Annotated in this window: 14 protein-coding genes and 1 riboswitch; of the genes, 2 read left to right on the plus strand and 12 right to left on the minus strand. The window is 42.1% G+C overall.

Features of this window, described 5'->3' with window-relative positions; translation table 11 throughout:
• Positions 1 to 4 precede the first annotated feature (4 nt).
• From mgtE to QMA13_RS29865, 11 genes are all read right to left on the minus strand, one after another.
• A complete protein-coding gene (gene mgtE / locus QMA13_RS29810; protein ID WP_282937278.1) occupies positions 5 to 1,342 on the minus strand; it encodes a magnesium transporter in 1,338 nt (445 codons plus the stop codon).
• Between the two features lie 109 nt (positions 1,343 to 1,451).
• Complete coding sequence (locus QMA13_RS29815) at positions 1,452 to 1,985, minus strand: magnesium transporter (RefSeq protein WP_282937279.1); 534 nt, start codon at positions 1,983 to 1,985, stop codon at positions 1,452 to 1,454.
• Between the two features lie 233 nt (positions 1,986 to 2,218).
• Positions 2,219 to 2,407 (minus strand): hypothetical protein, encoded by a 189-nt coding sequence (locus tag QMA13_RS29820; protein ID WP_282937280.1) that lies wholly within the window; start codon positions 2,405 to 2,407, stop codon positions 2,219 to 2,221.
• A gap of 184 nt (positions 2,408 to 2,591) precedes the next feature.
• Positions 2,592 to 3,278, minus strand: a complete 687-nt coding sequence (locus QMA13_RS29825; protein ID WP_282937281.1) for a phosphatase PAP2 family protein — start codon at positions 3,276 to 3,278, stop codon at positions 2,592 to 2,594.
• 7 nt (positions 3,279 to 3,285) lie between these two features.
• Positions 3,286 to 3,828, minus strand: coding sequence for an FG-GAP repeat domain-containing protein (locus tag QMA13_RS29830; protein WP_282937282.1), 543 nt, complete (start codon positions 3,826 to 3,828; stop codon positions 3,286 to 3,288).
• 59 nt (positions 3,829 to 3,887) lie between these two features.
• Positions 3,888 to 5,354, minus strand: coding sequence for a sensor histidine kinase (locus tag QMA13_RS36475; protein ID WP_481858051.1), 1,467 nt, complete (start codon positions 5,352 to 5,354; stop codon positions 3,888 to 3,890).
• Positions 5,308 to 6,012, minus strand: a complete 705-nt coding sequence (locus QMA13_RS29845) for a response regulator transcription factor (protein WP_282937283.1) — start codon at positions 6,010 to 6,012, stop codon at positions 5,308 to 5,310. Before QMA13_RS29845 ends, QMA13_RS36475 begins: the two co-directional genes overlap by 47 nt.
• A 131-nt stretch (positions 6,013 to 6,143) precedes the next feature.
• A riboswitch (M-box (ykoK) riboswitch) is annotated at positions 6,144 to 6,318 on the minus strand.
• Between the two features lie 114 nt (positions 6,319 to 6,432).
• Positions 6,433 to 7,722, minus strand: coding sequence for a DUF4179 domain-containing protein (locus QMA13_RS29850; protein ID WP_282937284.1), 1,290 nt, complete (start codon positions 7,720 to 7,722; stop codon positions 6,433 to 6,435).
• The gene (locus QMA13_RS29855; RefSeq protein WP_282943639.1) at positions 7,715 to 8,260 is read right to left on the minus strand and encodes a sigma-70 family RNA polymerase sigma factor; all 546 of its coding nucleotides are present in this window, start codon (positions 8,258 to 8,260) and stop codon (positions 7,715 to 7,717) included. The genes QMA13_RS29850 and QMA13_RS29855 overlap by 8 nt, the downstream gene beginning before the upstream one ends.
• Positions 8,261 to 8,726: 466 nt before the next feature.
• Positions 8,727 to 9,380: a GNAT family N-acetyltransferase gene (locus tag QMA13_RS29860; RefSeq protein ID WP_282937285.1), complete on the minus strand. Its 654-nt coding sequence runs from the start codon at positions 9,378 to 9,380 to the stop codon at positions 8,727 to 8,729.
• 57 nt (positions 9,381 to 9,437) lie between these two features.
• A complete protein-coding gene (locus tag QMA13_RS29865) occupies positions 9,438 to 10,388 on the minus strand; it encodes a helix-turn-helix transcriptional regulator (RefSeq protein ID WP_282937286.1) in 951 nt (316 codons plus the stop codon).
• Between the two features lie 101 nt (positions 10,389 to 10,489).
• On the opposite strand from QMA13_RS29865, the gene QMA13_RS29870 reads away from it, so the two are divergent.
• On the plus strand, positions 10,490 to 11,680 hold the full coding sequence (locus QMA13_RS29870) for an MFS transporter (protein WP_282937287.1): 1,191 nt from the start codon (positions 10,490 to 10,492) through the stop codon (positions 11,678 to 11,680).
• Between the two features lie 154 nt (positions 11,681 to 11,834).
• Here QMA13_RS29870 and QMA13_RS29875 read toward each other — a convergent pair whose 3' ends face one another.
• The gene (locus QMA13_RS29875) at positions 11,835 to 12,320 is read right to left on the minus strand and encodes a DUF2798 domain-containing protein (RefSeq protein ID WP_282937288.1); all 486 of its coding nucleotides are present in this window, start codon (positions 12,318 to 12,320) and stop codon (positions 11,835 to 11,837) included.
• A 650-nt stretch (positions 12,321 to 12,970) separates the two neighbouring features.
• Between QMA13_RS29875 and QMA13_RS29880 the strand changes: the two genes are divergently transcribed.
• On the plus strand, positions 12,971 to 13,735 hold the full coding sequence (locus tag QMA13_RS29880) for an SDR family oxidoreductase (protein WP_282937289.1): 765 nt from the start codon (positions 12,971 to 12,973) through the stop codon (positions 13,733 to 13,735).
• Positions 13,736 to 13,781: the final 46 nt, after the last annotated feature.

Genomic DNA, 13,781 nt, shown 5'->3' on the forward strand with positions numbered 1-13,781 from the left:
GGTATTATAGTTTGAGCAATATTTTGGCAATAGTAAAGTAGATGATAAGGCCTGTCCCATCTACCAATGTCGTAATGAAAGGCCCCGACACGACAGCGGGGTCCGCTTTCAGCTTATGCAATAGTAATGGCAGGATAGCGGCAACAAAGGAAGCCCAAATGACGATGGACATAGCCGTTATGGCAACGACCAATCCAACATTCGTTTCAACCCCAAGAAATAAGGCTCGTACATAAGCGATCAGTGAAATGGAGGCCCCCGTCATAAGACCTGTGGTTATTTCCTTTCGTATTACTTTAAAAATATCGCGAAACTGTACTTCACCTACCGCAAGCGCGCGGACTAAAGTGGATACGGTTTGGGTTCCCGTGTTCCCTCCCGTCCCTATGAGCAGTGGGACAAAGAATGCCAGTGCAATGACCTCAGAGAGCGTTTCCTCATAGTGTCTTAGAACCGTACCCGTATATGCTTCCGCTACAAACAAAATCAATAGCCAAACGATCCGTTTTCTGTACAAATGAAATACAGAGGTTTTGAAATAAGCTTCTGTCAATGGCTGACTTCCGCCCAGTTTATGAATATCCTCGGTCGCTTCATCCTGTATGACATCAATCAAATCATCAACAGTAATAACACCAATAAGTCGGTTCTGTCCATCTACCACGGGTAGGGCTACCAGATCATAGCGAGATAATAGCTCCGCGGCTTCCTCTTGCTCCATAGTGGCCGGTACAGAAATGACTTCCCCCATGACAATGTCTTCCAGTCGAGTTTGAGGTTCGGATAAAATGATTTTTTTCAATGAAACGACGTCTAGAAGCTCACCTTTCATTCCAGTCACATAGACATAGGAAGTGATCTCGGCATCATGCCCAATTTTACGGATATGCTGCAGCGTTTTTTCAATGGTCCATGAGCTGCGTGCAGCAATATAATCTATCGTTGCCAAGCTTCCAGCGGTATGCTCCGGGAATGTCATTAGCGTTTGGACCTTATCCCGATAATCTTTTGGAAGCAGATTCAACAGCTTGACGGCCTGATGCCGATGAATGGCTAGCATCATATCAGCAACTACGTCCCCTGACATTTTGTTCAGCACCTGGGAAGTCTCATTTTCCTCTAAATGATTAAGAATCTGATACTGCAATACAGGCTCCAAATATTCCATGATTTCCGCAGCTATATCGGCAGGAAGCAGCCTCATCAATTGGAGTTGTTCTGCTCTATCCAGTTTTTCTACACAGACGGCCAAGTCGAAGGGCCTGGAATTTTCTGCGAAGGACAACACTGAATTTTTATCAGCATTCGATAGTAAATTCTTCATTTCTTCCAGTTGAATCATGTAGAGGTACTCCTTCGTGATCGAATAAATGGTTAAGCTGTTACAAGGGGGATAAGAAGCGCCGCGACACCATAGTAAACAAACAGAGCCAAGATATCATTTAAGGTGGTTACCACCGGCCCAGAAGCAAAGCAACAAGTCCACAGACGATCCCTGTCAGCAGCCCAACACCCGCTTCCTTTCCAAGTAATTGCCATCTATCTTTCGTGTTTAATGGGTTCATTGTCATTTTCCGAATGACAACCGAAAGGGATTGTATTCCACTGTTTCCCGACATCCCGAGAATGACCGGAATGAAAATAGTGAGCATTGCGATATGCTGGAGTGATGTAAGAAAGGGCGCCATTATTTCAGTCATCAAAAATCCGGTCAATGTAAGCCCGATGAGCCAAGGAAGTGTTTGACTAACAGACCTTAATGTATTGGATGAAAAGAGCAGCCCGTTTTTAAGCGCGGCGAAATTTTGAATTCGTAAAGCAATCCTTTCTTCCAATAGTTTAAGAATGTCATCCATAGTTATGATGCCTATCATAACGCCTTTTTTATCCGTGACAGGCAGAGCCTGGAGATTATATTTCTTTATCATTTCCGCAGCTGTAGCTTGCTCGGCTTGAGCGGGGATAGAGATAATCTTCGTTCTCATAAGTGACTCCATTGTACTATCTGTCGGGGCTTGCAAGAGATGATACATAGAAACCATACCTATCAAACGATGGCTCTGATCAGCTACATAAAGATCATAATGGCTTTTATCTTCCGTTGAGAAGCGTAAGCCATTCAGAACCTCTTTCTATTTCCGAAACATAGTTATTATCTAGCCCCGTCACAACAAGCTTTCGATCTTCCAGACCCAAGACCTGAAAGATTTCTGCAAATTCATCGGGTTGTAAAAACTGGAGAACCGTTTGACGATGACCTTTCATCCAACGCCAAAAAGAAAGCCGCCCGGTCTGCAGCATGCAGGCTCAATAGAACCGTTTTGAACTGTTCTCTATTTTTTTGCGACAATAGCCATTTAAGAGATTCGATAACCGATGCATTGGGCTCATTATACAAGGAGTTCATTAGTGAACGTTCCTCCTCTTGCTCCACTTCTGTCCTCTATTTTATATTCATAAGGAAAATAAAAGGTTATGAAAAGGTTAAAATCACTCGCTTCCTTTTAATAACAAAAAAGAGACTGCCCTATAGCAGACTCTTGGATTGGATGGAATACCTTAAACTAGAGGTATCCGGTTCTTATTCTCGTTCACATGGCTTCTGATTTCGAAGAGGATCTTAGCTCTCGGTATTCCATAAATCGTTGGAACAGCCAAATCATCAGGGTCAACCAGGCTCCGCTGACCATCAATGCCGCTATGATGTCACTGGGGTGGTGCACGCCAAGATAGATACGGCTTATACAGATCATCCCAATCATAAGGACGCTCGACACTATCAGAAGACTTCGTCTTTGCTTTGTAGATACATGCCTCCACAAGAGAAAAACCAAAGCCCCATACAATGCAAAGGCTCCCATTGCATGGCCGCTGGGAAAGCTGTACCCAGACTCCTCTATCAGACGATAAACACTCGGACGCTCCCGCTGGAAGCCCCCTTTCATTATCTGATTTATAACAGCCGATCCACCCACAACCCCGCTAAAAAAAATGAGCTCCATACGATGCCCCAGTACGAAGTATAAAAAAATCATGGCCAGTAAGATAATGACTACACAACCTTTGGTTGAACCTATGGCAGTGAACATTTTCATGACTACGGTTAAGCTGGGGTTTTCGAAGCTTTGCACGAAAGCAGCCAGATGTACGTCCAATGAGTTTATCGGGTATTCGCTGGTTGCAACAGCCACTGCGCCAAAGCCTATAAGCAGTATAAAAGCCAAGAATAACATGTAGTAATTGGGTTGTGCTTTTCTCAAATCTAATCCTACTTTCATGAATGTATTAAGGAATATTATTCAAATCGAGATGCCCGTGGTACCCTTTTTTTGCAGCTAGTTCTAATGTATTGTTGTTCCATTCATAAATATCGAGCCCATTTCCTCCCGCACCTAAGGACCATCCCAAAACAAGCTCCGGACGCCCGTCCTTATTCACATCAGCAAACCCCACACTATCTAGACCGTAGCCGAATCCCAATGTATCCCAAATGATCCGCCATTCCTCTTTATATTGCTTCAACAGTGCAGCTTTGAGCTTTCTTTTGTTGAGGACATCCTCTTCGTATACAACTATAGCCTCATTGATGCCATCTCCGTCTACATCTCCGAATGCAACGCTATGACCTTCTTTACCATGAACTGAAGCTAACAATCGGGCTCCATCAGGCAGTAAGGTTCGAAGGGTTGTAGTCCATTTATCCTTTTGGACGGTTTCTTCGGAGACCGGAGGTTTTATTAAATCGATGGGTGACGCAGGCATTCCGCAACCGCCAAGCCATACTATCGTCGTCAACATGAGCCCTGTCGAAATCAGCCTTTTTAACATTTGTCCTCCTACTCCTCGACTATTAAAATTGATTTTATATTTTTTTGGTAAATAAAAGGTTATGAAAAAGTTAAAATTGATTCCGTACCTACTTTGGAAGGAAGATCTTGACTGTCGTTCCCAATCCTTCTTGACTTTTTATTAGTAAATGCCCTCCATGCAGCTTTACAATTTGCTCTGATATCGATAATCCGAGACCACTTCCTGCGACATGATTGTTTCCCTGGTAAAATTTTTTTAAGGACTTGAGCCATATCCTCCTCTGCAATTCCCCAGCCTGTATCCTCTACAGTAATTACAACGTGGTTGTCATCCGAGTGTGCGTAAAGCTTAATGCTGCCGTTGGGATCCGTAAATTTAAGTGCGTTATCTAAAAGGTTAATGAGCACCTGCTTTAGCCTATTCTCGTCCGCTTGTATAACAGGGAGCGTATCGTCAGCATCCACCCTCAGCGTTATACTCTGTCGAGCAGCTCTTGGTGCCAACTGCTTACCAATATGATGAATGAATTCTGCAATAGACAGCGGGGAACAGCTTAAAGTCATTCGTTCGTTATCCAATTTCGAAAAATCAAGTAATTCATCCACCATATCAGTTAGCCGGTCTGTTTCCGTTTCGATGATTTCAAGACCGTCTTTTAACAGAAGATTGCTGCTGTGCTCCCTACTCGATATTAGGGTTACGACCCAGCCTTTAATCGATGTTAACGGAGTGCGAAGCTCATGAGAGACCGATGAAATAAACTCATTTTTGAGCTGTTCGTTGAGCCGTATCTTGGCTGCCATCGTATTGAACGTATCAGCTAAAGATCCCAGCTCATCTTGATATCTTTTCTTGGCTGTTACGGAAAAATCACCTTCCGCCATTCTTTCTGCAGCCAGCTTAAGCTCCGTAATGGAGCTAGTAATAGTTCTGGACAGGAAGATGCCGAGAACGGTCACTATCGCAACAACCGCGAGGCCTACTGTAATAAAGAGAGCATAAATGCGGTTAATGGTTTCCATGGTTTCGGTTAGAGAAGTCACGAACCTAACGACTCCTACGGTAACATCCTTAGCTCGTAATGGATAAGATACCGCCAGAATATCCTCATGTGTGGATAATTCTTCTCCCCTCCATACTCCGATGTTCCCGCCGCGCGCCTCCTGCACATCTTGATAAGCGATCATATTCTTACCTAAGGTTTGACCCGTAGAGTCTTGAAGAAGTTGTCCAGAAGAACTTATTATCTGTACCTGTGCCGCGGAATTTTGAGCAAATCCTTTCAGTAATCGTTCGGATTGTTCCTGTAAATCTTCCTCAGCAAAATATTGTTGAAAAAATGAAGCGGATAAATCTGCTTGATTCATCAGAATGCGTTCAATGTTGTTATAATAATAATATTTCACGGAAACCATTAGAAAAATTTCCAGAATGCATACTGTAATGAAAATAACAATGAGGTAGCTTCCTACTAATCTTTTTTGAATACCCAATGATTCAACCGTCCTTTCGCCAACGGTAGCCAAGTCCCCAAACAGTTTCAATCAACTTTGGTTGAGAGCAGTCGTCCTCTAGCTTTTCTCTTAGTTTGCGAACGTGGACATCCACGGTTTTGGTATCGCCCACATAATCCTCACCCCAAATCAGGTTCAAAAGCTCATGCCGGGATAAGGCTCTATCCGGATTTTCCAAGAATACTTTAGCCATTTGATATTCCTTGGGGGTAACTTCAATTAAACAATCCTGTTTAAATAGCTTATTAGAAACAAGGTCAAGAAGGATCGAACCCGACTGAAGTACTTTTCTCTCATGCCCCTCCCATTTCCGGGTACGGCGTAATACCGTTCTTATTCTTGCCACGAGCTCTAGTGGGTTAAAGGGTTTGACAATGTAATCATCAGCACCGAGCTCCAGCCCTTTAATCTTGTCCAAATCCTGCCCACGCGCTGTCAAAAAGACAATCACAATGTCCGAATCAATTTCTCTGAGCTTTCTGCAAAATTCGAAGCCATCCATATCAGGAAGCATAATATCCAATACAACCACATCAGGTCGATTGGCACCGAGACTCGTCAAAGCCTCCCCTCCTAAACCCGCTTCCGTCACTCTAAATCCATTTCTGTCCAAATTAATCGCTACAAAGCGTCTAATATTTTCATCGTCCTCCACAATGAGAACCTTATTCCGGTATGAAGTATCCATAGACTATCTCCTTAACCATACTCAATAATCTTTTGATCATTAGTTTCAGTAAATGTAAACATTACGATTTTTTCAATAAAATAAAAAACCCACTAGAAGGTCTAGAGGGCTTAAGAATGCGCACTAAATACATTCGCTCCCCCTAGTCGAGTTTTAGCACTATACAACGTAAAGAGAATTAACCTTCCCTTAGCCACCTTATGAAAAGCCTTAATCCGGCAATCCCTGTTCTACCCATTGGCATCTTTCGATGTTTCCGGGCAGTGGCCTGTATTTGTATAGGAGCCTCACCTAACGAGGACATTTAATTTACATTTGAATGTTACTCTCGAAATTATTACCTGTCAATAGTAAACAGAGTTTCATTCTGAAGATGTTGTAGGGCCAACTCAGCTACAAATTAATACCCATTTCACCTTACTAATCAACGGGTATCTCAATCACCTTATTATATGCTTTCATGTAGTGCATACCTTTTATTAGAAGATATTCTGGCTCCATTGTTGTATCAAATAATAAGGTGCGTTCCTTCATTATTCTGCCATTGGTTTGCTGTTTATTATTTTGATTTACTGTTGTTTTTAAAGGCGTTATTTCGTTTTGCGCTTCTACAGAAACTCCATCCAGCATGACATCATCATCTGTAGCGATCGTAATTTCAACTCCTTGTGAAGTCTTTGATACATTCTTAATCCTTAATTCTTTACTATCAAGAGTCAGCGGCTCATCACCAAAGGAAGCTAGTGACAATTTTGCATCTAGTATTTGATATCCAACAAACTCTTTCATGACTAATTCTAGTGAATGCAGCTGTTTTGGCAATGACTCATAACGAATGTCAAATTTCATGCCAGCAAGTGAAGATTGACTGCCACTTCCCTGTATTGCTACAGGAGTTCCATTAGCCCTTAATTCTATTCCGCCTAACGGGAAATTTACTCTACTAAAGTTCTCAACATGTACCGTCCCATTGATTAATGTCAAGGTTGGTGTGGCTGTTATCGAATTGAATGTTATCGTGCCTTTGTCGACTTTAAACGTCTTATTGATCGACTGTTTAATCTGAGTTTGCATGGCTTTATTGGGATCATAAGGAAAGGATATAGTTCCTTCTCTTCTTTGACCATTCTGAAGAGATTGCCCGAAGTGTAGCGTTAGTTCTTTCGAAAAAGGACTAACGCTATCAAAAGTCTGCATTCCTTTAATCTCCGTATGATTTTCATTGATAACTGACGAGCCGCTTCTTATATTGGAATTCGTTAAAAAACCGCTTATTCTTGTAGGACTAAAATAGCCGCTCATAGGGTCCTCAAGCCCATTGGGATTGGTTAGTGTGTAGTACATAACTAGTTGATTGGCATCCGACAGAATTCCGTTAATGATGAGATCTGTTCCGTCTTCTAGCTTAGTCTTTTTTTCAACGATTTGTCCCATACCTTCATCATTTAGTTGTTTTAAAGTACCATGAATTAATTCATCGAATCCAAGGAGCTGCTTGCCATAATAGGCTAAAGCATTATAATTATTTCCGAATATAACTACACCCAATAAGATGACTGCTGCGATCTTCCAACTCGGTGTTATTCGTTTCGTTCTTCTTGGAGCAGCCGTATTTAACGCACTTCGTAATCTCATTTCTAATTCTTCTGGTGCTGTGATGGACTCCATACGATGCTTCTCTTCCTCTAATCGTTTCTCTACGTTATTCATCAACATCCCCCCTATAATATTCTCTTAGCCTTTTCAATCCCTGAAAGATCCTTGATTTCACGGTTCCAATCGATACCTTTGTCATATCCGCTATAGTTTGGTAATCAAGATCATGAAAATATTTTAACTGGATCGCTTCTTTTTGATCCTCATTTATGTGTATTAATAAAGCTTGGATATCTATTTGTTGATCACTCCTAATATAAGGATCATTAATCAAATCATGACCTATTTCCCGTTCATTAGCCGTATCCCAATCATCTAGTAAAACCAGCTTTTTTCGCTTTTGCAGCAAGCTTTTACAACTATTCACCAGAATGGTTTTACTCCAGCTGTAAAAAGCTTCTTCTTTTTTCAGCTGATCGATTTTTTCATAAAGCCTTACAATCATTTCCTCCATCGCATCCATAGCATCATGCGTATTGCCCATATAGGTGAAAGCAAGCCTATAATAAACATCTTTTTCAGACATAATTAAATGAAGTAATGCATCTTTATTCCCTCTTTTCGCTTTTTTCACTAATCGAACTACATTCATGCCTTCACCTCTCTCCCCTATATGAGTAATAACTACGGTCAAAAGTTCATTTTCACAAAAATAAAAGATCAGCTCATCTGTTAGCCGACGATCGCCAAAAATGACGGGATACAGTCAGACTAGCTTATCATATCGGAAGAATAGAAGGCGGCGAATATGTCAAAACGTTCGTTTTCTTCAAGTAAATGAAAGCCTTTTGTTGCACAAAAAAAGACTCTGACGAATACCCGCCGAATCTTCTTTCACTGAATTTTAATGCTTTTCTCCTTGGTTAGCCTTAGTATCAAGGACACCCGTTTCTCGATACCTTCTATGGATTTTCAATCTTTTTTTCTTTCTTATTCTATTAAACGAGACCAGAGAAGTAATAATTAACGTTATGGCTACAAAATAGTACCAGTGTTCAATTATAAAAACTAAGGTCAGGACTATTTGCCACACGCGTGATCACCTCTTTTACACATAGCTATCCTCGACTTCTTTGAAGACGCTCTAGGAGATTGTTCCGCACCTCAGGCCATTCTGCGGCCAGAATCGAATAATACGCTGTATCCCTTATCCCCCCATCACTAGCAGGGACATGTGCCCTACGGATGCCTTCAAAAGCAGCGCCAAGGCGTTGGATGGCAGTGCGTGAACGCATGTTGCGAGCATCCGTCTTTAAGGTGACTCTAGTCGTATGCCAAGTTTCAAACGCATGGGTAAGCATCAGAAGCTTACACTCTGTATTGACACCTGTACGCTGAACTGAGGGTGCATACCAAGTACTCCCTATTTCAGCCACTGTTGGTGGGGCCGCATCTGAAGGTGAAGGGCCACTGGCAACGCCTGGCGGCCATGGAGGTGGCCACGAGAAAACTTCAAGATCAAGAAATCGCGTGGCTCCGACAATACGACCTGTTTCGATGTGACGAACTACAAATGGCAATGCACGGCCTTTCGCAAAGGACATTAGAGCGCCGTCTATATAACGTTCTGTATCCTCCGGTCCATTTGGCACATTTGTATAAGTGTAAGTTGACCTATCTTCCGAGGCCGCGGAGCAGAGATCATCGATGCGGGCAATGGTCATGGGCTCTAGGCAGACTAGACGCCCCCGAAGCGTTACTGGCGTTAGCATGATATCACAACCTTTAATTTCAGAATTTTATTATTCGTCCAGTATGTTAGATGGCAACTAATCATATTTGGCCATAATCTCTGCGAACAGCTGCTTCATATAACCTATCAGCTCCGTAGGTTGCTTCACGGTTACCTCGTTGCCCAATCCTATGAAAAATCTCGCATAAAAAGCAAGGTCGTTCTGAGGAATTGTGCCTTCCAGCCACCCGGTACCCTCCTCCCGGATATGCAAGTGGGAACCCAACCATAATACTGCCTCGCACATTTGAACGCCTTTTTTTGGACTCAGCTCCGCATAAAGCTGGGCCGATTCCTTCTCCGTTTGAAAAAACGACTCCTTATTGCCAAGATGTACATGCCGCAGATCCATAGGCTCTATACCGTTAGTATCATATACCGCCGAATGAATTCGATCACAACGGAATATACGAAAATCTTTACGAAGAGAGCAATAAGCAGGACAAAACCATAAGCCGTTATTTGAATAAATTCCAATCGGTTGTATTGTTCTTCCCGCCTCACTCCCCTTCGAGCCGTATTCGATGCGTAGCACTTTTTGATGAACAGCTGCTTCGAGCAGGATCGACAGATAAGGGGAGTCCTGCTGTCTCGTCGGCGTCACGAAGTCCACCCGATTTTTCATTTGATCAATACGATCTCGAATGTCCCCAGACATGTGCAAATAAAACTTGTCTAATGCGGAAGCAGACTCTTCTTCGAAAGGTAGAGAGGAATAATGACGAAGTGCATGCACCGCAAAAAACATGGCAACAGCCTCTTCTTCAGAAAATGCGATAGGTGGCAAAATTCTTTCCTTTAGCACCTGATAACCACCGTGAGGACCTACCTCGGAATAAAGCGGGACACCCAGCTCGCTTAGCTCCTGCAAGTCCCTTAGCATCGTTCTTGTAGATACGCCAAACTCCTGGGCAAGCTCTTTGACCGTAAACTTCCGTTTTCGGTTGACCGTCATCATCAGTTCCAACAAACGTTTCGATTTAGACATGACATGGCTCCAATTATTTTAAAATTCACGACAACTATTGTCACCATTATCCTCTAGAATAGGGTTCAAGATCAAATATAAAAAAGAAAATGGTGAAGAAAATGAGCAAAATTATCATGTTATTTTTTCTAATCATGTTCGTTATCGGTACGGATACGTTTCTTATCTCTCCGCTGATTCCGACACTGCAAAGTAGGTTCGGTGTCTCTACCGAAATGGCCGGATGGATGATGGGGGCCTACACTTTGGGCTCAGCGGTATTTGCCCTAATCGCCGGACCCTTGTCCGATGGGTGGGATCGAAAAAAAGTGATGCTGGTCGGCCTTACTTGCTTCGCGATTTCAACATGCTTGTGCGGCTTCGCCGTTGATTTTTGGCCCATGTGCTTGTTCCGTTTTTTGGCGGGAGTAAGCGCTGCATTTACAGCGCCGCAAGTGTGGGCAGCCATTCCTACCCTGTTTCCCCCAGCCAAAATCAGCAAAGCGCTGGGTGTAGCCTATGCAGGGCTCGCTGTCTCTCAAGCACTCGGCGTGCCGATCGGAAGCTTGCTGGCTGCAAGCAATTGGTCGCATCCATTCTGGGCCATCGGTATATTTTCTCTGCTGCTGGCGGTTGTAGCCTTTTTCGCGGTGCCCAGCATGAAACCTCACCAGCTGCAAGACATTAAACCGTCTATATTAAAAAGATACGTTCCTCTGTTAACAAGCGGTAAAGCGCGAGGCACCTTTCTCGCCTACTTCTTTGTACATTTAGGGAGCAGCGCCGCCTTTGCTTTTCTCGGGAAATGGATGGCGGACCGTTTTCACCTTTCGATTGCTGAAGCAGGATATGTGATTATCTTTTTGGGACTTGGCAATTTGCTCGGCAGTCTATGCAGTCCTTACGTGATAAAGGCGCTAAATCAGTTCAGGACTATGACGGTGGGAATGCTCATTATTATTGCAGCATATATCTTATTACCTTATGTTTCGTCGGTTTTTGTAGTCAAAGGGGCTTACTTTTTGATTTTTGCTATCCTCGGCATTCTATTCCCGCTTATGGTTGGGCTTCTGAACAGTTTAAATCCGACTATCCGCGGAACCATTTCAAGTCTGGCCACATCAACCATGAATGCCGCAACAACGTTAGGAGCTTGGATGGCTGGCATGCTTTATTCTGTGTTTAATGGTTATTATGCTATAGGTATTTTTACGGGTATCTGCCTGGCGTGCTCGCTGCTTGTATTTATATCAAGTGGGGTTCTATCAACCCATGCGAAAAAAGCTGAACCAAAGACCGAACCCGTTGCTTAAAGGCAGGATTAAGATAACACGAGTGGAAATTTGGTAAATTCGAGCCTGCCGCTATCTTATCTGATCATGAAACAAGAGCAGGCTACCACGGAGCCTGCTCGTTAAATATAATGTTCATCCCGATAGCTAAATAAAGCTCTTTTAATTCTTTTTATTAAGCTGATTTAAGGGATTTATTTCCTCTAACAATCTTCGTAAATAACAAACGAACTATTGGACCCATGATAATCAATTGTAAAGGAAATGCAAATACAAAATTTCTAGCAAAGATTAAAAGGTAACTTTTAAGATAGGATTCCGTCGTTAATCCATGATTTAAATACGTTGTTACTAGACCATAAACCGACATAAAAAACACCATTCCTAGCACCATGCATGTTGACATAGCTATGATAACTAAAGGTTTCTTAGTCTTATCAAACGGTAGTTTAGAAACAATCTTATTGGCTATAGGACTAACGACAAGCAACTCTATTGTGACTGCAATAAAGAGCGTAATTATAAACTGAATAATTCCTTTCTTGAGCGTTAAAACGCTAAACAAATCATTGATAAATAAGTTATAGAAAGTCATAACTATAACCATCCCAAAGCACATCATCAATCCAAAATAAATACCTTCTTTTTTAGTTGTAGGCAATTCATTTCATCCCTTCATATCTTTTTTCTTTGTAAGTATAGCTAAACTAAAATTTTCTCATAAGTGAACATTTTGTGATTTTTTATATTTTCCTAATTTTGTTTAAAACGCATTGCCATAAAATATGCACTATATAGTGAAAAATCCCCGATATACGGGGATCTTTACATGAAATCCGTTCAAGGAAAGGTGACTTCCACTGAGCAAAACAACAATAAGAAGTAATGTTATAAGAAAGAATATGATAGGATGCAAAATACTGTGTGCAGCCGTGTACATACATAGATACTCTGTATGCTTCAATTGCACACATAATCAATATTTATAGTATACCGAATACAATATTGAGTGGTTTCAATACTTTTCGTCCGTATAATTCTCTTGCTAAGAACATAAACCCAAATTTTCTGTATTAAAAGATAGCAGTTAATAATAAAAGCAATACGCTTGTACTTATTTGAATTAATGACATCTGAACCAAGGAATTACTAATTCCAATATAAGTGGCTAAACCCGCTATTTGCGCGATGGAAGCTTTTATGTATTCGGATAAGCAAACTGGACAACCTTCATCCCGAATGTGAGAGCAACATTTCAAACATGACCTTGTGATATAACTAAACATGAATTCCAAACAAGGAGATGAGGGCATGAGTAATCTGAAAGGTAAAATAGCTCTAGTAACCGGTGCAAGCCGGGGAATCGGTCGTGGTATTGCGTTACGTCTAGCACGGGAGGGCGCACTAGTCGCAGTGCATTATGGAAAAAGGCAAAATGAAGCAGAGGAAGTCGTTCAGAAGATTCAACAAAGCGGAGGCTCGGCATTTACGATTGGTGCTGACTTCAATACGCTTGATGGTATACGTGAATTATATGCAACATTAGATGAAGCCCTTCAGAATCGTACAGGCGATAACCGGTTTGATATTCTTGTGAATAACGCTGGAATCGGACAAGTTGTAACGATTGAAGAGACCACGGAAGAATCTTTTGATGAAGTCATGAACATTAATGTCAAAGCACCGCTGTTTGTAACTCAGCAAGCTTTACCTCGTCTGAAAGATGAAGGCCGTATTATTAATATCTCATCGTTCGTTACACAAATGGCCTTGCCTAATGTATTTGCCTACAGCATATCGAAGGGTGCGATTAATACTCTTACGAAAGTTTTGGCTCAGCAGCTTGGGAGTCGTAATATTACAGTGAACGCGATCCTACCAGGCTTTATTAATACAGAGATGAATACCGAGACGCTGCAGGATCCAGACGGACAGAAATTTGCCGCTGGTCTTTCAACCTTTAACAGGTGGGGTGAGCCTGAAGATGTGGCGGATATTGCTGCCTTCCTTGCCTCATCGGACAGTCGTTGGGTAACCAGTCAATTGATTGATGCAAGTGGCGGATCTCATCTGTAAAATAACAGGTTCGGAAACCGAGCTGAAGAGCTAGGCTTTTGAGCCT

It is taken from the genome of Paenibacillus sp. RC67, assembly GCF_030020805.1.
Taxonomy (GTDB): Bacteria; Bacillota; Bacilli; order Paenibacillales; family NBRC-103111; genus Paenibacillus_S.